The organism is Corynebacterium mycetoides (assembly GCF_900103625.1).
Classification (GTDB): Bacteria; Actinomycetota; Actinomycetes; order Mycobacteriales; family Mycobacteriaceae; genus Corynebacterium; species Corynebacterium mycetoides.
This window is the reverse complement of sequence record NZ_LT629700.1, coordinates 1,111,960-1,131,779: the sequence shown is the minus strand read 5'-3', so window position 1 is coordinate 1,131,779 and position 19,820 is coordinate 1,111,960. Positions and strand designations below refer to the sequence as shown.

Here is a 19,820-nt window from a genome sequence, read left to right as displayed (position 1 = left end):
GGTTGCACCTGCCCACTTTAGAACGCGGTTGGTGTCTCTACAACAAGTTCCGCGAATGTTTGGTTTGCCCACGTGAGACGGTAAAGTGGGGCCAATCATGGCTGCCTCGAAAACCAATTTTGCGGAGAGAACGTTTACGGACCCGTCCAGGATCCGCAACTTCTGCATCATCGCCCACATCGACCACGGTAAATCCACCCTGGCCGACCGCATTCTCCAGCTCTCCAACGTGGTGGACGCGCGCGACATGCGTGATCAGTACCTGGACAATATGGACATCGAGCGCGAGCGCGGCATCACCATCAAGGCGCAGAACGTGCGCCTGCCGTGGACCCCGGCCAGCGGCGAGTTCGCGGGCCAGGAGACGATCCTGCAGATGATCGACACCCCCGGCCACGTGGACTTTTCCTACGAGGTCTCCCGCGCGCTCGAAGCATGCGAGGGAGCTATCCTGCTTGTCGACGCCGCCCAGGGCATCGAGGCCCAGACCCTGGCCAACCTCTACATGGCGATGGACAAGGATCTCGAAATCATCCCCGTGCTGAACAAGATCGACCTGCCCGCAGCCGACCCGGAGAAGTACGCGCTCGAGATCGCCAACATCATCGGCTGCGAGCCCGATGAGGTGCTGCGCGTGTCCGGCAAGACGGGCGTGGGCGTGCCCGAGCTGCTGGACAAGCTCGTCGAGCTGGTGCCGCCGCCGTCGAGCGAGTTCGGCCCGGACGCGCCGGCCCGCGCGCTGATCTTCGACTCGGTCTACGACACCTACCGCGGCGTTGTCACCTACGTGCGCATGATGGACGGCAAGCTCATGCCGAACCAGCAGGTGCAGATGATGAACACCGGTGTCAAGCACGAAATCCTCGAGATCGGTGTTGTCTCGCCCACGATGAAGAAGACGAAGGGCCTGGGCCCGGGCGAGGTGGGCTACCTCATCACCGGGGTGAAAGACGTGCGCGAGACCCGCGTCGGCGACACGGTCACGTGGGCGTCGAAAAGCGCGGCGGAGCCGCTCGCGGGCTTCGCCGAGGTCAAACCGATGGTGTATTCGGGCCTCTTCCCGGTCTCTCAGGAGGACTTCCCCGACTTGCGCGAGTCGCTGGAAAAGCTCCAGCTTAACGACGCCTCCCTGACGTGGGAGCCGGAAACATCCGTGGCCCTCGGCTTCGGCTTCCGGTGCGGCTTTCTGGGGCTGCTGCACATGGAGATCACCCGCGACCGCCTCGAGCGGGAGTTCGACCTGGATCTGATCTCTACGGCGCCGAGCGTGACGTACCGCGTGGTCGCCGAGGACGGGTCGGAAAGCTACGTGCACAACCCGTCCGACTGGCCGGGCGGCAAGCTGCGCGAGGTCTACGAGCCGGTGGTCAACATGACCATCATCGTGCCCCAGGAGTTCGTGGGCACGACGATGGAGCTGTGCCAGTCCAAGCGCGGCACGATGAAGAACATGGAGTACCTCTCGGAGGAGCGCGTCGAGCTGCGCTACATCATGCCGCTGGGCGAGATCATCTTCGACTTCTTCGACATGCTCAAATCCCGCACGAAGGGCTACGCCTCGCTGAACTACGAGGAGGCCGGCGAGCAGGAGGCGGACCTGGTCAAGGTGGATATTCTGCTGCAGGGCGAGCCGGTGGACGCGTTCTCCGCGATCGTGCACCGCGACTCCGCCCAGTGGTACGGCAACAAGATGACCAAGAAGCTCAAAGAGCTCATCCCGCGCCAGCAGTTCGAGGTGCCGGTCCAGGCGGCGATCGGCTCCAAGATCATCGCGCGCGAGAACATCCGCGCGCTGCGCAAGGACGTGCTGTCGAAGTGCTACGGCGGCGACATCTCGCGCAAGCGGAAGCTGCTGGAGAAGCAGAAGGCGGGCAAGAAGCGCATGAAGTCCATCGGCTCGGTCACCGTGCCGCAGGAGGCGTTCGTGGCGGCGCTGTCGACGGACGAGGAGTAGGCAGCTGGCTCAGAGCACCCGCTTGAGGTGGGCGGCGAGCGCCTCAATTTCCGAGGTGTCGAACATCGTGTCGTTGTGCGCGTTGCAGTAGTCCAAGATCGCGTAGCCGGCTTTTTGCACATCGACGTGGTTCGCCCACTCCGTGAGGGCCACCTCCGGGTGATCCAGCGCCAGCGAGCCGATTGCCTGGCGCTCGGAGAGCAGTTCGTACTGCAGATCCCGGCGCTCCTCTTTCGCCCCGCTTGGCGGGCTGACCAGCAGCGTTCCCAGGAGTGCGCCCATCGCCTTTGTGCACCTGGCAAGCAGGCTGCGGTGGTGCCACCGCTCCGCGCCGGGCCGCCACACCCAGAGGAACAGGGTCGGTGCGGGTCAGTGTACTCGCGACATCTCCACCTCAGGCCAGCCGCTGTGCCACCCGGGGCCGGGGAACCACCCGGGCGGCGGCGAGGGTTTCGCCGGGGCGTAGTCGCGCAGCACCACGAGCGCGGCGACCGCGCCCGCGTACTGGAGGAACACCGCGAGTGCGGGAACCAGGAGGCGGTTGTTGTCTTCCGGCAGCCCGGCCAGCCCGGAGAACTCCGCGAAGGAGATCACCAGGTTGTTGGTCGTGTGCAGCACGATGGCGGCCTCTAGGCCGCCGGTGCGGTGGACGAGCAGGGAGGCGAGCGCGGCGAAGACGGCCACACTGGTCAGCCCCGCGAAGTCGTAGAGGTGGCCAGCGACGAAGATGGGAAGCGGCGCCCCGTAAGTGATCCACGGTGAGCGCGCCCACGCCCCGATCGACTGCACGAGGGAGCCGCGGAAGATGAGCTCCTCGGCCGCCGATTGGAAGGGAACCAGCGCGAGACTGAGCACCACGCACATCCAAAACGTGGCTGTGAGCGGGGCGGGGACTCCGTTAACCAGGGCGTCGATAAGCATGCAGGCAGCCGCGGGGAGGAATATCCACAGCAGCGACACCCGCAGCGGCCGGCCGCGCAGCCGGCCCTCGACCGACAGCAGGGCGGCGGGTCGGCGCCCTGCCAGTCGCGCCGCGATGAAGGCCGAAAGCCCGGAGAGCGCCAGCGCGCCGTAGAAGTACAGCATGGACAGCGGGGTGGTGGTCGCCGGGTCACCGAAGATGAGGTCCTCCAAGACGCCGAGGTTCAACCCGCTGCCGGCGCTCAACGCGAAAAAGCACAGCGCGTAGATCAGCTGGATGACCACGAAGAGAACGAGGGCCATAACGATCTCAAGCGCCGGTTTCCACGGCCGGTACGGGCTGCGGCGCAGCGCGGGTTCGCGGGCGAGCCGGTGGTAGGCGGGAGCGTCAGGGGTGGACACGGACGCCACCCTATAGCATCGGGGTATGCAGACTCAGCGCGATGGGTTCACTATATTCGCACGTGTGCTCGGTGACGAGGGCAAGCCGGCGCTGCTCTTCCTCCAGGGCGGACCAGGGTCCCCCGGCCCGCGGGAGCGCTTCGACTGGATCACCGCGGCGCTTGAGCACTACCGCGTCATCCTGCTCGACCAGCGCGGCACCGGCCGCTCCACGCGCATCGACAGGGCGGAGCCCTCGCTGATTAACGCCGCGACATTGCAGCGCCTGCGTGCTGACGCCATCGTGGCCGACGCCGAGGCCATCCGCCAGCAGCTCGGGATCGAGCGCTGGGACGTGCTCGGCCAGTCTTTCGGCGGGTTCTGTCTGACGCACTACTTGGCCACGCACCCGGAGAGTGTGCGCCACGCGTTCTTCACCGGCGGCCTGCCCACCGTCACCCGCGGGGTAGACGAGGTCTACCAGGCCACGTTTGCCAAGCTCAGGGCGCGCCACCGACTCTTCTATGAACAGGTGCCGTGGGCGGAGACAATGGTGCGCGAGGTGTGCCGCCACCTGGACAGTTCCGAGGAACTGCTGCCCACGGGGGAGCGGCTGAGCTCGCGGCGTTTCCGCACCGTGGGTGTGAACCTGGGCCGCGAGGGCGGGTTCGAGTCACTCGCCGCGCTTCTGGAGGAGCCGTTCCACCCCGGCGGGCGGCTGCGCACCGACTTCCTCGCCGCGGTGGGCGAGCAGGTCAGCTTCGAGCGTGCCCCGCTCTACGCCGCCATCCACGAGTCGATCTACGCGGGCACGGTGCCGGGCGCGACCGCCTGGTCGGCCCAGCGCGTCTCGGAGACACTCGACGGCTTCGCCCCCGACGCGACTCCGGACGATACGGAGTTCTACCTCACCGGAGAGCACGTCTTCCCCTTCCAATTCGACGAGGACCCGGCGCTGCGCCCCTTCACGCAGGCGGCGCAGGAGCTCGCGGCCAAGGACGACTGGTCGAACCTGTACGCGGGTGCGGGCAGGGCGGAAAACGCGGGCAGCGCCGTGGCGGTGGTCTACACCGACGACATCTTCGTGCCGCGCGAGCTGTCGCTGGAGACCGCCGAGACGCTCGGGGCGACGGTGCACGAGACCGCCGCGTGGCAGCACGACGGGCTGCGCAAGCACGGCCAAGACGTCATGGGCGCGCTCATGTCCGCGGCGGGTCTATGATGTAGTGCATGCAGACACCTTTTCCCCGCGAACAGGTAGAGCTCAGCAACGCTGAGCTGGACAACTTTGACCAGCTGACAAGCGTTTTCGAGAGGGTGGAGGAGCATGTGCTCAACCCAGCACTCATGCTGTATGTGACGCGCTAGCGCGAGACGCACCCGGGCGGTTACTGCGCCGCCGCGAGCAGCGTGCGCGTGTACGGGTGCTGCGGGTCCGCCCAGATCTCCTCGGTGGCGCCCGCCTCCACGATGCGGCCCTGAGAGATCACGGCGACGGTGGGGCACAGCTCGCGCACCACGGCAAGGTCGTGGGAGACGAAGACCAAGGTCCCGTCGCCGACGACGGTGTCGAGGAGGTCGAGCACCGCGCGCCGCACGGTGACGTCGAGGGCGGAGACGGGCTCGTCGGCAAGCAAGATGGCGGGCCGGGTCGCGGCGGCGCGCGCGATGGAGATGCGCTGGCGCTGCCCGCCCGAGAACTGCCGCGGCCGCCGCGCGCCTAGCCCCTCCAACCCCACCTGGGCCAGCACCTCCTGCGCGCGGGCAGCGTCCACGCCGGTCTCGCGTATCGACGCCTCCACGGCCATGCGCGGGTCCAGGGAGGAGTACGGGTCCTGGAACACCATCTGCACGTCGCCGTCGACGGCGACGGAGCCCTCGTCCGGCTCCGACAGGCCGGTGATCACCCGCATCAGGGACGTCTTGCCGGCGCCGGAGCCGCCGACGATGCCGAGGCGTTCGCCGCGGCGCACGGTGAGGGAGACGCGATCTAGCACGCGCGTTGATCCCCGCGTCAGGCTCACGCCTTTGAGCGTGACCACCGGCTCGCCGAGCGCCCGCGGCGCGGCGGGCGCGCCGGGGCGCGAGGCGCTGCGTAGGGCGCGCGCGTAGTCGGAGTCCGGATCGACGATCGAGCCCTGCTTGAACACCAGCACGCGCTGCGTCATCCGGCTCACCACGGCGAGGTCGTGGGAGATGAACAGCAGCCCCATCCCGCGCGCGGTGACCACGGCGTCGATCAGCTCGAGGATCTGCTGCTGCACGGCGACGTCGAGCGCCGTGGTCGGCTCGTCGCAGATCAGCACGTCCGGGTCCTGGGCGAGCGCGGCGGCGATGAGCACGCGCTGGCGCTGCCCGCCGGACAGTTCGTGCGGGTAGGCCTCCGGGCGCTCCACGCCGACCTCGGCCAGCAGGGCGCGCGCCCGGGCGGGGTCGCGCGCCACCTGCCGGCCCACGGTCATGAGCGGATCCAGCGCCGTCATCGGCTCCTGGAACACCATGGCCACGTGCTTGCCGCGCACGCGGCGGCGCACCCGGTCGGGCGCGCCGACCAGCTCCACGCCGCCGACGGTGACGGAGCCGCTCATGGGCAAGGTGTCGATGAGCCCCATGATGGCCAGCGCCGTCATGGACTTGCCGGAGCCGGACTCGCCGATGATGCCCACGCGCTCCCCGCGCCCGATGTCGAGCGAGATGCCGTGGAGGATGCCGTCGATACGCAAATCTCTAACGCGGATCACGCCCGCCCCCGATCAGGTTGAAGCCGAGCACGGTCACCGCGATGGCCAGCCCCGGCCACAGCGCGAGGTGCGGGTCGGTGGCCAGGTAGGGCTGGGAGGCCTGCAGCATCCTCCCCCACGAGGCGTACGGCGCCGGGGTGCCCAGGCCGAGGAAGGACAGGCCCGCCTCGGCGAGGATGGCCAGGGCCAGGCCCACGGAGACCTGCACCAGGGCGATGGGCAGAATGTTGGGCAGCACGTGGGTGCGCGCGACCCGCACGGGCGGCACGCGCGACACCCGCGCGGCGAGGATGTAGTCCTGGCTCATGACCTGCAGCGTCGAGGCCCGCGTCACGCGGGCGAAGCCGGGGATGCCGGCGATGCCGATCGCGAGCACCACGATCCACACCGAGGCGCCGAACACCGCGGTGAAGACAATGGCCAAAAGCAGCGCGGGAAACGCCATGAGGAGGTCGCTGGCCCGCATGACCACGGTCTCCACCCAGCCGCGGCGCATACCGGCCCAGATCCCCAGCGGGGTGCCCACCAGTGCCGAGAGCGCGACCGCGCTCAGCGACACCACGAGCGTGAGCCGCGCGCCGTCCATCACGCGCGAGAGGATGTCGCGGCCGAACTGGTCGGTACCCATCCAATGCGCGGCCGAGGACCCCTGCAGGCGCACGTCCGGGGCGGCCTGCAGCGGATCGTAGGGGGTCCACACCGCGGCCAGCAGCGCGACGAGCATGACGCACCCGACGATGGCGAACCCGAGGGCCCGGGTGGCGGGCAAGTTCCTCACGCTTTCCTCCTCACGCGCGGGTCGATCACGGAATACAGCACGTCCACCACGAGATTGACCCCGAGTGTGAACGCGACGAGCAGCATCAGCACGGTTTGCACTGTGGTGAGGTCGCGGTTGGCCACGGCGTCGAGAAGCATCGTGCCCAGGCCGGGGATGGCGAAGACCCGCTCGATGACCACCGCGCCCACGATGAGGCTGGAGAGCTGGATGCCGGTGACCGTGAGCACCGGCAGGGCCGCGTTGCGCAGGGCGTGGGTGAAGAGCACCTCGCTTATCGACGCCCCCGTGGCCCGCCGCGTGCGCACATAATCGTTGCCCATTTCCTCGGTGACCGCGCGGCGGACGTAGCGCGAGAGGATCGCGGCCTGCACGAGTGTCAGCGCCGCCACCGGCAAAACAGCATGCGCCGGCGTGCCCCAGCCGTTGGCGGGCAGCCAGCCCAGCCGCACCGCGAACAGGGCGACGGCGAGGATGCCGACGAGGAAGCTGGGCACGACGATGCCCAGCTGGGTCACCGCCGCGGCGATGACGCCGTCGGCGCGGTCGCCGCGCCGCGCCAGGTACACCCCGAGCGGCACGGCGATGGCCAGTGAGAGCGCCATGGCCAGCACCGTCAGCGTGAGCGAGACCCCGGCGCGCTCGATGACCGTCGGCGTGATGTCGGTGCGGCTGGCCATGGACACGCCGAAATTGCCGGTGACAAGCCCTCCCATCCAGTCGAGGTACTGCACGGCCAGCGGGCGGTCCGTGCCCAGGGTGCGCGACAGCTCGGCGACGGCCTCGTCGGTGGCCGTCACCCCGAGGGCGACGCGCGCCGGGTCGCCGGGCACGGCGCGCAGCAGGAGGAAGATGAGCAGGCTGGCCACCAGCAGCAGGGCGGCGAAGCGCGCCACGATGCGGGCGATCACTTCTCCACCTCCGCCAGCGGCAGACCGTCGGTGACCACGTTCGGGTTGACACCGCTGACTCCGGGGGCGAGCAACACGATATTCGGGGCGTTGACCAGGGTCAGCGATGCCGCGTCCGCCATGATCTGGTCGACGGCGGCCTCCATGTTCTCCTCCTGCTCGCCCGCCTCGGCGGCTGTGATGAGCGCCTGCGTCTCCGCGGAGTCGTAGCCGATGTAGTAGTCCGGGTTGCCGAAGAGCATGGGGATGTCGCGCGGCTCCACGTGGGACACCAGCGACGCCTGGTAGTTATGGCCCTTGAGCACCTGCCCGAGCCATACCGCCGGGAATTCGACGGTCTCGAGTGTCACGGTGAAGCCGACGTCGCGAAGCTGGGAGAAGATGAGTTCGCTCGCCGTCTGCGCGTAGGGCAGGTTGGGCACGGTGATGGTCACCTCCGGGGTGCGCCCCGCGAGCAGCTCGCGCGCCGCGTCCGGGTCGAAAGGGTAGTAGTTCTCGCCCGTGTACCACGGGTCGGTCGGCGGGACGGGCGCGCCGCCGGTGTCGGTGGCCATCCCGTTGTAGACCACCCGGTTGAGCGCGTCGCGGTCGATGGCGTAGGCCACGGCCTGGCGCACCGTCGGGTCGTCGAAGGGCGCGACGCGGTTGTTCATGGACAGAAGCACCTCGCCGTTGGTGGTGCCCACCTCGACGCCGATATCCTCGGGCAGGGTCGGGAGCAGCTGCGGCGCCTGCATCATCCACACCACGTCGGCGTCCCCCACGCGCAAAGCGTTGACGGCGGCGGTGGAGTCGTCGAAGTAGCGGATCTTTGCGTCGTGGTCGACCTCGCCGCCCCAGTAGTCCTCGCGGGCGGTAAAGGACACGGCCTCGCCAACGTCGAAACGCGCCAGCCGGTACGGGCCGGTGCCCAGCGGGTCGGTAGCCAGCCGGGCGATGGACTCCGGCGTCATCATCGCGCCCGTGAGGGTCCCCATCGACCAGAGCCAGCTATTCGACGCCCGCTCCAACGTCACCTTCACCGTGTAATCGTCAACCACCTCCACTTGCGTGACGGGCGCCATCTGCGCCTTCAGGGCGTTGGTCCAGTGGTTGCGCACGTAGTCGATGGAAAACGCGGCGTCGTCGGCGGTGAACTCCTTGCCGTTGGAAAACGTCACGCCCTCGCGGAGATGAAAGACGTACTCGGTGCCGTCGGCGCTTATCTCCCAGCTCTCGGCGAGGAAGGGCTGCGGGGTTCCGGAGTCGTCGATACGCACCAGCGTTTGATAGATGTTGCCCATCATCGCCTGGGGCGCGGCGGCGCCGCCCGTGGTGGTGAAATCCAGGCCGGCCGGGGGAGTCTGGGTGGCCACCACGAGCTCGTCGCGCTGGGCGTGACGCTCGGCGGCGTCAGTGGAGCAGCCGACGGCCATCAGTGCGGCGGAGGTGGCGAGCAGCGCTGCGGCAGCCCTGAGGGACGTCATGGGAGGATAGAGTACCTCAGCCCAGCCAGCGCCGTGAAAGGATCTCCATCCCGGCGAGCACCTCTTCGTGGCTACCGTTCTGCAGAGAAATCATCAGCTCGTCCGCCTTGGAGTGCTCCGTGAACCAGGTGAGGTACTCGGCGACGTCGTCGGCGGTGCCGCGCGCCGTGTAGCGCAGCATGTCGATGATCTGCTGTCCCTGGAAGGAGTTGACGATGGTGTCGAGCTGGGCGTCGTCAAGCACCTGCCCGCGCTGGCCCATGAACGCCTTGACGCGGTTGCGGTGCACGATCCGCGTCTGGCGCTCGGCGTCCTCCGCGGTCGGCGCGGCGGTGACGTTGACGGCGGCGATGATGTGGGGCTCCGGGTAGCGCTCGGACGGCTCGTAGTTCTCGCGGTAGTAGGTGGTGGCGTCCACGAGGTGCTGGGGGGCGAAGTGCGAGGCGAACGAGTAGGGCAGGCCGAGCTTGGCCGCCAGCGACGCACCGAACATGGACGATCCCAGGATGTAGAGCGGGACGTTGGTGCCCCGGCCGGGCGTGGCCACGACCCCGGGCAGGGGGGATTCGTCGGACAGCCAGGCCTGCAGCTCGAGCACGTCCTCGGGGAAGCGCTCGGCGGCGCGCGGGTCGCGGCGCAGCGCTCGGCCCAGGGTCTGCTGGTCCGTGCCCGGCGCGCGGCCGAGTCCCAGATCGATCCGGTCGGGGTAGAGCTCCGCGAGCATGCCGAACTGCTCGGCGATGACGTAGGGCGAGTGGTTGGGCAGCATCACGCCGCCGGAGCCGAGCCGGATGGTGGAGGTCCGCGCTCCGACGTGGGAGATCAAGACCGCGGGTGAAGAGGACGCGATGGTGGTCGTGTTGTGGTGTTCGGCGTACCAGACGCGCGAATACCCCAGCGACTCCGCGTGCTGGGCGAACTCCACGGATCGTTGCAGGGAGTCGCCGACGGATTCGCCGGGGTAGATGGTGCAGAAATCGAGCAAAGCTAAGGGGGCGTTCATGCCGAACAGGATACGCCTCCCCGGCGCCGCCGTGCTAGGCCCCTAGGCCACCACGGATTCCCCGGTGTCGACTGCTTCGACGGTGCCGATCTTCAGCGGCGCCTTGGGCCGCGCGAGGTCCACGATGAGGCCGACAATGAACGCCGCGAGGACGGGGACGGCCCAGCCGAGGCCGGCTTCCTGCAGGGGCGCCCAGGAGACGAGCGGGGTCAGGGCGCCTGCGCCCCAGCCCAGCGAGATGGAGGTCTCGATGGCCGACCAGATCACGGCGACCCAGATGGGCAGGAAGAACGCCCAGGTGAAACGGGTGCGCGAGCGGAAGAGCGGCTCGACGAGCGTGACAAAGATCAGCGCGATTGCGGGCGGGTAGAGGAACCCGATGACCGGGGCGGCGATAGCCATGACGAACTCGAGGCCCTGGGTGGCGATCACGGTGGACATGATGCTGAACACGATCGCCCACGTCTTGTAAGAGCCGGTGAATTCCGCGGCGAAGTACTCCGCGGTAGCGGTGATCAGGCCCACGGCGGTGGTCATGCAGGCGAGCAGGACGACCAGGGAGAAGATGATCTGGCCGGCGCCGCCGAGGGTGAGATTCGCAGCGTCGGCAAGCAGGCCTGCACCGTTGTCGTACTGTTCCGGGCTCGGGATGACGCGACCGATTGTGCCCAGGCCCAGGTAGATCAGGGCGAGCATGACACCGGCGCCGACACCCGCGAGGATGGTGCCGCGCACCACGGGCGCGCCCTCGGGGAAGCCCTTGTACCGCAGCGTGGAGATGACCACGATGGAAAACGCCAGAGCCGCGATGGAGTCCATGGTCAGGTAGCCCTCGAGCAGGCCGGCCGTGAACGGGCCCTCGGCGAAGTCCTCGGTCGGGGTGGCCGGATCCGCGTTCCACTTGGCCAGGGACACGGCGATCATGAGCACGAGCAGAATGACCAGCGCCGGGGTGAGGAACTTGCCCAGCTTTTCCATGATGGTGTTCGGGTTCCACGACAGCGCGAGCGCGATGCCGAAGAAGATGATGTTGAACACCGCCGAGGCGAACAGGCCGTCGACCCCGAACAGCGGGGTGATGGCCGTTTCCATGGACACGGCGCCGGTGCGCGGCAGGGCGTAGAAGGCGCCGATGGACAGGTAGGCCAGCACCGGGAACACGACGCCGAAGACGGTGCCCGCGCGCTGCGCGAGGTCGCGGACGTTGGCGCCGGACAGCGCGATGGCGATGACGGCGAGCACCGGCAGCAGGGCGCCGGTGCCGAGGAAGCCGAGGATCGCCGGCCAGAAGTTGTCGCCCGCCTGGACGGCCAGCATGGGCGGGAAGATGAGGTTGCCCGCGCCGAAGAACATTGAGAACAGGGCGAGCGCGGTGATCACGATCGCGGTGGTCGAACCTTGGGGCTTAGATGGTGTCCCCGCGGACTCGCCGGAAACGGCGGTTGAGCCCATGAAATCCTCCTACATAGCGTTCCTTTTACATGGAATCGCCTAAGAGTACCCCGTCAACTGTCCACCGTGTCAAACTTTTTGGGAAACTCCGTCCCAAACAGTGGGAATTATGTCAGCCGCCGGATCGCGTCGAGGGGGATGTCCACCCACTCGGGACGGTTGTTAGCCTCGTAGGCCACCTCGTAGGCCGCCTTGTCCACGATGTAGGCCGCCAGCACCTCATCGCGCTTTACGCCATATCCCGCCAGAAGCTTGTCGACGCCCGCGTGCTCCCACCCCGCGTCATACCCACCGACCGCGCGGGCGTAGCCGAAGGAGCGGATCATCCCGGCGACGTCGCGCAGCGGGTGGTCCGGGGCGAGGCGCTGCGCCAGGGGGCGGGCCGGCTCGCCCTCGAAGTCGATCAAGTACCACCGGTCGCTCTTGAGCGTCTGGCCGAGGTGCAGGTCTCCGTGGATGCGGTGGATGTCGTGCGGGCCGTCGTCAATGGCCTCGTAGAGCGCGCGGATGGCGCCCTCGCGCTCGGCGAGCTGGGGGGCTTGGCCCACGAGCTCGTCGAGGTGGGAGTTCAGGCCCTCGCGCAGCTGCCGCCCGCTGACCTGCTCGGTGCCGAAGGCGCCGGCCAGCGCCTCGTGCACCACCCGGATCGCGCGCCCCAGCTCCGCCGGGTCGCCGAGATCGTCCGCAACGGCCAGGTCGAAGCCGTCCTCGCCGCCGCGGATGAGCTGCTGCTGCATCGCCACCGTGGCGCCGTCGCGCGTGACGTGCCCGCGCACCCCGGCCACGTGGGGACAGTCCGCGATCGCGGTGAGCAGCTCCACGTCCGGGTTGGTGCCCACCTCGAGCTTGCGAAACGCCTTGAGCACCCAGGCGTCGTCCACGACGAGCGACGTGTTGGACTGCTCCGCGCCCAGCGGGCGCGCATGCGCTCCGCCGACGTCGCCGTGGACCTCGCCCAGCCCGGCCACCGCCTCCAGGTAGGCCTGCGCGCCCGCGTCGGTGGCCAGCACGTCGCGGTCAGCGGCCTCGGAGAGAAGCACCTGGTAGCGGTCGGTGACGGGGGTGGCGCCGCCGCGTGTGACGTCGAGAAGCTGCCAGGTGAAGTCGCCGGCCGGGCGGGAGGCGGCGACCTCGACCCGGTCGATGGGTTCTGACTTGGCGCCGTAGAAACGCTCCTTGCTCAGATCAAACATGCTCGTTACTCCGAGATGTCGAACCACAGGAAGCCGTGCGGCGGCAGGGTAACCAGCCACGGCAGCTCGCCGATCGCGGGGAACTCCACGCCGCCCGAGAGCTCGCGCGGGTGCGAGCCTGCGTAGTGGCCCAGCTGCATCTCCACCGGCTGGGGGCGCGAGGACACGTTGTTCACGCACAGGATGCGCTCCCCGTCGTACTCGCGGATGAACGCCAGCACCTGCGGGTTCGACTGCTCCACCTCGATGTAGGAGCCGCGGCCGAACGCGCGGTACTGCTTGCGAATGTGCACCAGCTGGCGCACCCACTGCAGCAGCGAGTTGTCCCGGTTCATCTGCGATTCCACGTTGATGATGTGGAACCCGTACTGGTCGTTGCGGATCGGCGGCAGGTACAGGCGCTCCGGCTCCGCCTTGGAAAATCCCCCGTTGCGGTCGTTCGACCACTGCATCGGGGTGCGCACGCCGTCGCGGTCCGGCAGCCAAATGTTGTCGCCCATCCCGATCTCGTCTCCGTAGTACAAAAACGGCGAGCCGGGCAGGGAGAGAAGTAGCGCGTGCGCCAGCTCGAGGCGGTCGCGGTGGCCGCCGAGCAGCGGGGCCAGGCGGCGGCGGATGCCCACGTTCGCCTTCATACGCGGATCCGTGGCGTAGTTCTTGTACATGTAGTCGCGCTCTTCATCGGTGACCATCTCGAGCGTGAGCTCGTCGTGGTTGCGCAGGAAGATGCCCCACTGCGCCGACTCCGGGATCGCGGGGGTCTCCCGCAGGATGTCGATGATGGGCTGCGCGGACTCGCGGTGGATGCCCATGAAGATCCGGGGCATGACCGGGAAGTGGAAGGCCATCTGGCACTCGTCGCCGTCGCCCTCGCCGAAGTAGGCCACCACCTCGTCGGGCATCTGGTTGGCTTCCGCCAGGAGGAAGCGGCCGGGGTACTCTTCGTCGAAAAGCGCGCGCACCCGCTTGATGAAGCCGTGGGTCTCGGGCAGGTTCTCGCAGTTGGTGCCCTCGCGCTCGAAGAGGTAGGGGATGGCGTCGAGGCGGATGCCGTCCATGCCCAGGTCCAGCCAGAAGCGGATCACATCCAAGATCTCCTCCTGCACCGCCGGGTTGTCGTAGTTCAGGTCCGGCTGGTGGGAGAAGAAGCGGTGCCAGAAGTACTGTTTGCGCACCGGGTCAAACGTCCAGTTCGACTCCTCGGTGTCGATGAAGATGACGCGCGCGTCGCTGTAGGCGGTCGGGTCGTCGCTCCACACGTAGTAGTCGCTGTAGGGGCCGCCCGGGTCCATGCGGGACTGCTGGAACCATTGGTGCGAATCCGAGGTGTGGTTGATGGGGAAGTCCGTGATGATGCGGATGCCGCGCTTGTGGGCGTTGTCCACAAGCGAGATGAAATCCTCCACGGTGCCGAACTCGGGCAGCACCTTGCGGAAGTCGCGGATGTCGTAGCCGCCGTCGCGCAGCGGGGAGTCGTAGAAGGGGGGCAGCCAGAGGCAGTCGACGCCGAGCCACTGCAGGTAATCGAGCTTGTCCTCGAGCCCCTTGAGGGTGCCCGAGCCGGTGTTGTCCGGGTCGTAGAACGCGCGGACGAGCACCTCGTAGAACACCGCGTCCTTGTACCACTCCGGGTCGGGCCGCTCCCAGGGTTGCTCGGCCGGGGCCGGGCGGACGTAGTCGGTGGCCTGGGGCTCCTCAATCCTCATTTCCATGGTGACCAACTTTATCCAGAAAGGTTGTTCACCGCCGTGGAGATGCGCTCGACCGCCTCGCGCAGGATGTCGGGGCTGGTAGCGAAGTTCAGGCGCGCCTTGTGCTCACCGCCGGGTCCGAAGGAGGCGCCCTCGTTCAGCGCCACTTTCGCGTGACGACGCAGCCACGCGGCGGGACGCGGGTCAGCGAGCTTCGTCCCCGAAAAGTCGAGGAACATCAGGTACGTCGCCGCCGGGACATCGAACGCGATGCCGGGGATCTTCTTCGGCAGCGTGTGGACGAGCCAGTCCCGGTTCGCCCGCAGAAGCTCCACCTCCGCGTCGAGGTGGTCCCCGCCTTCGCGGTAGCACGCCTCGGCGGCGATGATGCCGAGGGTGCCCGTGCCGTCCTTCGCCACGCCGGTCAATCCTTGGAACACTTCGACGTCGGCGTCGTTGGAGAAAATCATCTGCGCGCACTTGAGCCCGGCGACGTTGAACGCCTTGGAGGCCGCGGTCACCGTGATGCACACGTCGGGGTTGTTCTTCGCGGCGCAGACGTGGGCGCCGTCGTAGACGAGCGGGGCGTGGATTTCGTCGACAAGCACGCGCCCTCCGTAACGACGGGCAATCGCGCAGATCTGGTCGAGCTCCTCCTCCTCGAAGATCCATCCGCCGGGGTTGAACGGGTTGGTGATGATGATCGAGCCGGCGCCATTGCGAAACGACGCCTCGACCTCCATCAGGTCCAGCCCGCCGGTGCTGCCGACCTCGACCCGGTTTCGTCCCGCGGTCTCCGCGATCTCCAGGAAGGGGTGGTAGGCGGGCACGGGCACGATGACGTCGCCCTCGGTGAAGTACTCTATCGCCAGCAGGATGCCACGCACCACGTCCGGGACGGGGAAGATCTTGTCCTCGTCCGGGCGCCAGCCGAACCGCTCCCGGTAGAAGTCGGCCAGCACCTTCGGCAGCTCTTGGGCCTGCGGGGCCGGGGTGTAGCCGAAGGTCTCGTTGTTCACCGCGCGCTGGATCGCGGCCTTGACGGCCGGGGCGGTGGGGAAATCACTCTCGGCGACCCACAGGGGCAGCACGTCGTCGTCGTACTGCGTCCACTTGCGGGTGCCACGGGCTTTCAGTGTGGCGAGGTCGGGAAACTCCATGCTGCCCCACGGTAGTCACCGACCCCGGCCGCGGCGCGATATCTATTCTCGCGGTCTGCGGCCCCCATCTCAACCGGGACACTCAGAAGGGGATATATCGCCGTCGGCCGTGCCGCAAAAATTTCGCAACGGCGATATATCCCCTTGTGGATATCCCGGTTTGCACCGAAGGCCACCATCTCCGCACGCCGCAGGTCGCCGAACGCCGTCGCACCGAAGACCACCACGCGCACCGCGGCCCCCATCTCAATCGGGACACTCAGAAGGGGATATATCGCCGTCGGCCGTGCAGCAAAAATTTCGCAACGGCGATATATCCCCTTGTGGATATCCCGGTTTGCACCGAAGGCCACCACGCGCACCGCGCCAGCCGGCGCCTTAGGAATCCGCCTCCTCCGCCGGGTCCACCTGGAACCCGAACGCCTTGAGCCGCGCCCGGTCCGCCGCGCTCGAGGACGCGGTGAGCCGCAGCAGCTCGGAGTAGATGCCACCGGAGACGGCGAGCTCGGCCGGGGAGCCGATCTCGTCGACGCGGCCGTCGTCAAGCGTGATGATGGTGTCCACATCCGCGATGGTGGACAGCCGGTGGGCGATCATAATGGTGGTGCGGTTTTTCATCAGCTCGTCGAGGCCGGCTTGCACCGCGCGCTCGCTCTTGGTGTCCAGCGCCGAGGTGGCCTCGTCGAGGATGAGCACGGGGGCGTCTTTGAGCATGGCGCGTGCGACGGCAACGCGCTGCTTCTGGCCCCCGGACAGGCGCAGGCCGCGCTCGCCGATCACCGTGTCGTAGCCGTCCTTGAACTTCAGGATGAATTCGTGGGCGTTCGCGCGTTTGGCCACCTCGACGATGTCCTCGAAGGTGGCGTCGGGCTTGCCGTAGGCGATGTTGTCGCGCACGGTGCCTGAGAACAGCGCGGGTTCCTGGAACACCACGCCTGTCGACGCCCGCAGGGTCTCCACGCCGATCTCGTCCAGATTGCGCCCGCACAGCGTCATCGTGCCCTGCTGAATGGGGTAGAGGCCCAGCAGCAGGTTGACCAGGGTGGACTTGCCGCCGCCGGACTCGCCGACCAGCGCGATCTTCTCGCCCTCGCGCGCGGAAAACGTGATGTCGCGCAGCACCGGCTCGCCGGGGGAGTAGGCGAAGCTGACGTTGTCGAAGGCGATGACCGGCTCGGCGGGGTTAAGCGGCGCGTGCGTGACTTCGCTGACGCGCGGCACGCCTGACGACGCAGTGGCGGCGACGATCTCTTTATTGGCGGTGGGCTCGACCTCCTCGTCCATCACCTTGAAGTAGTCGCGCGAGCCCGCCACGGCGCGCTGCGCGGAGTCGACCATCCAGCTCATCATGGTCACGGGCTGGCGCGCCATGGTGACCATCTGCACGAGCATGACCATGTCGCCGACGGTGAAGTGTCCGTGGAGGGTGCGCTCGAACAAGATGAGGTAGATGCCTAGGAAGAGGGCATTCATCGCCATGCCGCGCACGGCGTCCATGGAGTGCCACCACCGCGACTGGGGCCGGGTCAGCTCGACGGTGCGGCCGTAGTGGGTGGCAAACTTGTTCAGCTCGCGGGTCTCGGCCAGGAACGACTTGGTCACCTTCACCTGGCCCACGACCTCGGCGAAGCGGCCGTTGCCCTCGTCCACCTCGGCGTTTTTGTCCCCCTCCCACTTCTGCCAGCGTTTCGACGTCAGCGCCGTGAGCCACACGTACAGCGGAAACAGGGCCGCGAGCAGGATGGTCAGGGGCCAGTAGTACAGGGACGTGATGACCAGGATCGCGGCGACCTGCAGCAGCATGGGCAGGAAGCTGTTGGCGAAGGATTGGATGAACATGGTGATGTTCGCGATCGAGCGGTCCAGTCGCGCGATGATGGTGCCGGTGACCTGGCTGTCGAAGTACCTCTGCGGCAGGGATAGGAGTTTGGCGAAGTACCGGGTGGACAAGATCTGCCGGATTCGCGCCACCATGACGTCGCCTACGTACCCGCTGACGTTGCGCAGCACCCAGCTGAGCGCCTCGGCGACGAACAGCGCCACGGCGAGCCAGACGAGCAGGCGGGGAACCCCCTCGGCCACGCTTCCGGAACCCAGCGCGTTCACGATTGTGTCGGTCGCCCGCTTCAGGATGAACGGTGCGACGAGGCCCAGGCCGGCCACTACCGAGGAGACGACGACAACGAGGAGGTAGAAGGGCCACAGCGCCGACGCGCTACGAAGAACGCGAAACAAAGGTTGCACGGTTTATGGATCGTACCCGGGTTGTAGAGTGGGGGAGAATTACCGGCAACTGCCCCGAAGGAGACCATCCATGAGCTTCCGGACCGCCCCCTACGCCGCCGCAGCACTCGCGTGTGTGCTGGCACTGCCCGCGTGCGCGGGAACGGGCGGCGGGGACGGTGCCGCGGGTACAGCCTCCGGCACGCAGACGTCTCTCGAGGTGACCACGCCGACGGCGGCGCCCCAGGAGGAGTTCCGCATCGAGGACACGAGCAAGATGACCACCGACGAGCTCGACGGTGATCCCGTGGACGACCCGGCGATGGAGCTGACGTACAAGTGGCAGGGCGTGTCGAGCGCTCCCGAAGGGGGCACCGTCGTCGTGGTGGCAGTGACCAACAAGTCCGAGGTGCCGATGCCGGCGGACGCGCTGAAGCAGCCGACGTTGCGCTACTCCACGGGCGGCTCCGGGGAGCAGAACGCCACCCCGTGGTCGAGCGAGCAGTCCGGGGTGGACATCATCGGCCTGGATCAGCCGCTGCGCCCGGGCGCGACCGTGAACGCGAAGTACGCCTTCGACGTCTCGCCGGGCCGGCTGTGGGACGCCGACTTCACCGTGGGCAACGTCACGTTCTCAGGCAACCTCAACGCTTAAACGCGCCGCGCAGGTACCCCAGCGGGTCCTCCACGAGCTGCGGCCGCGCGCAGTTGACGTCGGTGCGCAGCGCGACCCGGCCGGGGGAGTACGTCGGCCAGCCCGGCTCGCCGTCGGTGCAGTAACGCACCATCCACCCGTTGAGCCCTTCGCCGGCCGCGTGGGGCGCTTGGGCGAACAGGGACGGCAGGTCGCCGCTGTGCGGGACGCTGCCGGCAGCACCCTCATGCGACACGAACTCCGCCTGCCACACCCGCCCCGGCGCGTCCTCGCAGACGCGGTCGACGAAGCGCCGCACGAGGCTGTCGGAGAAGAGCCGCCCGAGCACGTGCTCCGGGTCGATCTCGCGGCACGCCTCGATGTAGGCGCCGGCGCGGCCCGGCAGCAGGTCCATGAACCGGCCGGCCACCCGCACCCACGCCGGCCCGATGCCCGCGGAGTCGGCGGGGGCGCCGGTGCGGTAGAACTCGTCGTGCGTCGAGGTCACGACGAGGTCGACGTCGGCCAGCTCGGCGGGCTCGAGAGGGCCGGGGCCGAGCGCGAGGTCGGTGATGTGGCGGGTGCGGAAGCGCCGGTAGCCGCGCTCGAGCCGCTCCGGGTCCGCGTCGTTGAGCGTCCCTCGGGTCAGCGGCATGCTTAGCGACGCCCGCAGCGACGACCTGCGCAGCCGGTACACCTTGCGCGGGAAAGCGGGGGACATCGCCACCGCGCGCCGGAATCCCCCGCGGTAGTGGTCGCGGCGCGCCAGCCACAGCACGAGCGCCGCGCCGGCGGACTGGCCGACCAGGGTGATGTTCGTCGGGTCGCCGCCGAAGGCCTCTATGTTGCGCTGCACCCACTCGAGCGCGAGCTGGCAGTCGTGCGCGGCGCGGAAGTGGGAGGGCTCGTCGTCGGGAAACTGCACTAAGCCGGCGAGGGTGGTGCGGTATCCGAGGCGCACCTGGACTACCCCTTGGGCAGCGAAGGCCTCGGCGCCGGTGTTGGGGTCGGCGTGGGAGCCCTCCTCGAAGCGGCCGCCGTGGATCCACACCATGACGGGCAGATCGTCGGCGTCGGTGGCGCCCGACGGTGTGGTGATGGACAGGGCGGTTTTTTCGGGGCGCGCCACGGTGGCGTCGATAAGCATGCCCGTCTCGGCGGGCGTCGCGTCGTCGAAGGGGGCGGTGATGCGCGAATACTCGATGGAGTGGAAGTGTCGCACGGCCCCGTCGTCGATGCCGATGACGGTGCCTGCCGGGCAGGTGACTTCTGCGGTAGCCATGGGCAGGAGTCTACCCCGGCGCGGGGCTAG

Annotated in this window: 17 protein-coding genes; 4 read left to right on the top strand and 13 right to left on the bottom strand. The window is 68.2% G+C overall.

Features of this window, described 5'->3' with window-relative positions; all coding sequences use genetic code 11:
* Window positions 1-97 precede the first annotated feature (97 nt).
* Window positions 98-1,954 carry a translation elongation factor 4 gene (gene lepA / locus BLS40_RS05415; RefSeq protein WP_092149794.1) on the top strand — a complete coding sequence of 619 codons (1,857 nt, stop codon included), beginning with the start codon at window positions 98-100 and terminating at the stop codon, window positions 1,952-1,954.
* Window positions 1,955-1,963: 9 nt separating this feature from the next.
* Here lepA and BLS40_RS05410 read toward each other — a convergent pair whose 3' ends face one another.
* Entirely contained in the window at window positions 1,964-2,236 is a 273-nt protein-coding gene (locus BLS40_RS05410; RefSeq protein ID WP_197672624.1) for a hypothetical protein, read from the bottom strand.
* An 87-nt stretch (window positions 2,237-2,323) separates the two neighbouring features.
* Window positions 2,324-3,277 carry a CPBP family intramembrane glutamic endopeptidase gene (locus BLS40_RS05405; protein ID WP_092149791.1) on the bottom strand — a complete coding sequence of 318 codons (954 nt, stop codon included), beginning with the start codon at window positions 3,275-3,277 and terminating at the stop codon, window positions 2,324-2,326.
* Window positions 3,278-3,302: 25 nt separating this feature from the next.
* Here BLS40_RS05405 and BLS40_RS05400 point away from each other — a divergent pair, with 25 nt between their 5' ends.
* Together BLS40_RS05400 and BLS40_RS11065 are read left to right on the top strand one after the other, a co-directional pair.
* Entirely contained in the window at window positions 3,303-4,478 is a 1,176-nt protein-coding gene (locus BLS40_RS05400; protein WP_092149788.1) for an alpha/beta fold hydrolase, read from the top strand.
* A gap of 8 nt (window positions 4,479-4,486) precedes the next feature.
* Window positions 4,487-4,624, top strand: a complete 138-nt coding sequence (locus BLS40_RS11065; RefSeq protein WP_172808003.1) for a hypothetical protein — start codon at window positions 4,487-4,489, stop codon at window positions 4,622-4,624.
* A gap of 20 nt (window positions 4,625-4,644) precedes the next feature.
* Here the strand turns inward: BLS40_RS11065 and BLS40_RS05395 are convergent, their stop codons facing one another.
* The 10 genes from BLS40_RS05395 to BLS40_RS05350 form a co-directional block, all read right to left on the bottom strand.
* Complete coding sequence (locus BLS40_RS05395) at window positions 4,645-5,997, bottom strand: ATP-binding cassette domain-containing protein (RefSeq protein ID WP_092149785.1); 1,353 nt, start codon at window positions 5,995-5,997, stop codon at window positions 4,645-4,647.
* Window positions 5,984-6,721, bottom strand: coding sequence for an ABC transporter permease (locus tag BLS40_RS05390; protein WP_092152193.1), 738 nt, complete (start codon window positions 6,719-6,721; stop codon window positions 5,984-5,986). The genes BLS40_RS05395 and BLS40_RS05390 overlap by 14 nt, the downstream gene beginning before the upstream one ends.
* A 50-nt stretch (window positions 6,722-6,771) precedes the next feature.
* The gene (locus BLS40_RS05385; RefSeq protein WP_092149782.1) at window positions 6,772-7,686 is read right to left on the bottom strand and encodes an ABC transporter permease; all 915 of its coding nucleotides are present in this window, start codon (window positions 7,684-7,686) and stop codon (window positions 6,772-6,774) included.
* Window positions 7,683-9,152, bottom strand: coding sequence for an ABC transporter substrate-binding protein (locus BLS40_RS05380; protein ID WP_092149779.1), 1,470 nt, complete (start codon window positions 9,150-9,152; stop codon window positions 7,683-7,685). The genes BLS40_RS05385 and BLS40_RS05380 overlap by 4 nt, the downstream gene beginning before the upstream one ends.
* Window positions 9,153-9,168: 16 nt before the next feature.
* On the bottom strand, window positions 9,169-10,155 hold the full coding sequence (locus tag BLS40_RS05375; RefSeq protein ID WP_092149776.1) for an LLM class flavin-dependent oxidoreductase: 987 nt from the start codon (window positions 10,153-10,155) through the stop codon (window positions 9,169-9,171).
* 42 nt (window positions 10,156-10,197) lie between these two features.
* Window positions 10,198-11,607: a branched-chain amino acid transport system II carrier protein gene (brnQ, locus tag BLS40_RS05370; RefSeq protein WP_092149773.1), complete on the bottom strand. Its 1,410-nt coding sequence runs from the start codon at window positions 11,605-11,607 to the stop codon at window positions 10,198-10,200.
* A 107-nt stretch (window positions 11,608-11,714) separates the two neighbouring features.
* On the bottom strand, window positions 11,715-12,800 hold the full coding sequence (locus tag BLS40_RS05365; RefSeq protein ID WP_092149770.1) for a trehalose synthase: 1,086 nt from the start codon (window positions 12,798-12,800) through the stop codon (window positions 11,715-11,717).
* Window positions 12,801-12,805: 5 nt separating this feature from the next.
* Window positions 12,806-14,512, bottom strand: a complete 1,707-nt coding sequence (gene treS, locus BLS40_RS05360; protein WP_092152192.1) for a maltose alpha-D-glucosyltransferase — start codon at window positions 14,510-14,512, stop codon at window positions 12,806-12,808.
* 11 nt (window positions 14,513-14,523) lie between these two features.
* Window positions 14,524-15,651: a MalY/PatB family protein gene (locus BLS40_RS05355; protein WP_092149767.1), complete on the bottom strand. Its 1,128-nt coding sequence runs from the start codon at window positions 15,649-15,651 to the stop codon at window positions 14,524-14,526.
* A gap of 378 nt (window positions 15,652-16,029) precedes the next feature.
* A complete protein-coding gene (locus BLS40_RS05350) occupies window positions 16,030-17,895 on the bottom strand; it encodes an ABC transporter ATP-binding protein (RefSeq protein ID WP_092149764.1) in 1,866 nt (621 codons plus the stop codon).
* A gap of 70 nt (window positions 17,896-17,965) precedes the next feature.
* On the opposite strand from BLS40_RS05350, the gene BLS40_RS05345 reads away from it, so the two are divergent.
* Complete coding sequence (locus BLS40_RS05345) at window positions 17,966-18,529, top strand: hypothetical protein (RefSeq protein ID WP_092149761.1); 564 nt, start codon at window positions 17,966-17,968, stop codon at window positions 18,527-18,529.
* On the opposite strand, the gene BLS40_RS05340 is transcribed toward BLS40_RS05345, so the two are convergent.
* Entirely contained in the window at window positions 18,519-19,790 is a 1,272-nt protein-coding gene (locus BLS40_RS05340; RefSeq protein ID WP_092149758.1) for a carboxylesterase family protein, read from the bottom strand. The two genes, BLS40_RS05345 and BLS40_RS05340, sit on opposite strands and share 11 nt — an antisense overlap.
* Window positions 19,791-19,820 lie beyond the last annotated feature (30 nt).

What these genes read in the sequence shown, in the direction of transcription:
- BLS40_RS05355 (WP_092149767.1), bottom strand. Translation starts at nt 15,651, where the DNA reads ATGGAGTTTCCCGACCTCGCCACACTGAAAGCCCGTGGCACCCGCAAG.
- BLS40_RS05340 (WP_092149758.1), bottom strand. Translation starts at nt 19,790, where the DNA reads ATGGCTACCGCAGAAGTCACCTGCCCGGCAGGCACCGTCATCGGCATC.
- BLS40_RS05380 (WP_092149779.1), bottom strand. Translation starts at nt 9,152, where the DNA reads ATGACGTCCCTCAGGGCTGCCGCAGCGCTGCTCGCCACCTCCGCCGCA.
- BLS40_RS05400 (WP_092149788.1), top strand. Translation starts at nt 3,303, where the DNA reads ATGCAGACTCAGCGCGATGGGTTCACTATATTCGCACGTGTGCTCGGT.
- lepA (WP_092149794.1), top strand. Translation starts at nt 98, where the DNA reads ATGGCTGCCTCGAAAACCAATTTTGCGGAGAGAACGTTTACGGACCCG.
- treS (WP_092152192.1), bottom strand. Translation starts at nt 14,512, where the DNA reads ATGGAAATGAGGATTGAGGAGCCCCAGGCCACCGACTACGTCCGCCCG.
- BLS40_RS05375 (WP_092149776.1), bottom strand. Translation starts at nt 10,155, where the DNA reads ATGAACGCCCCCTTAGCTTTGCTCGATTTCTGCACCATCTACCCCGGC.
- BLS40_RS11065 (WP_172808003.1), top strand. Translation starts at nt 4,487, where the DNA reads ATGCAGACACCTTTTCCCCGCGAACAGGTAGAGCTCAGCAACGCTGAG.
- BLS40_RS05365 (WP_092149770.1), bottom strand. Translation starts at nt 12,800, where the DNA reads ATGTTTGATCTGAGCAAGGAGCGTTTCTACGGCGCCAAGTCAGAACCC.
- BLS40_RS05345 (WP_092149761.1), top strand. Translation starts at nt 17,966, where the DNA reads ATGAGCTTCCGGACCGCCCCCTACGCCGCCGCAGCACTCGCGTGTGTG.
- BLS40_RS05410 (WP_197672624.1), bottom strand. Translation starts at nt 2,236, where the DNA reads ATGGGCGCACTCCTGGGAACGCTGCTGGTCAGCCCGCCAAGCGGGGCG.
- BLS40_RS05390 (WP_092152193.1), bottom strand. Translation starts at nt 6,721, where the DNA reads ATGCTCGTCGCGCTGCTGGCCGCGGTGTGGACCCCCTACGATCCGCTG.
- brnQ (WP_092149773.1), bottom strand. Translation starts at nt 11,607, where the DNA reads ATGGGCTCAACCGCCGTTTCCGGCGAGTCCGCGGGGACACCATCTAAG.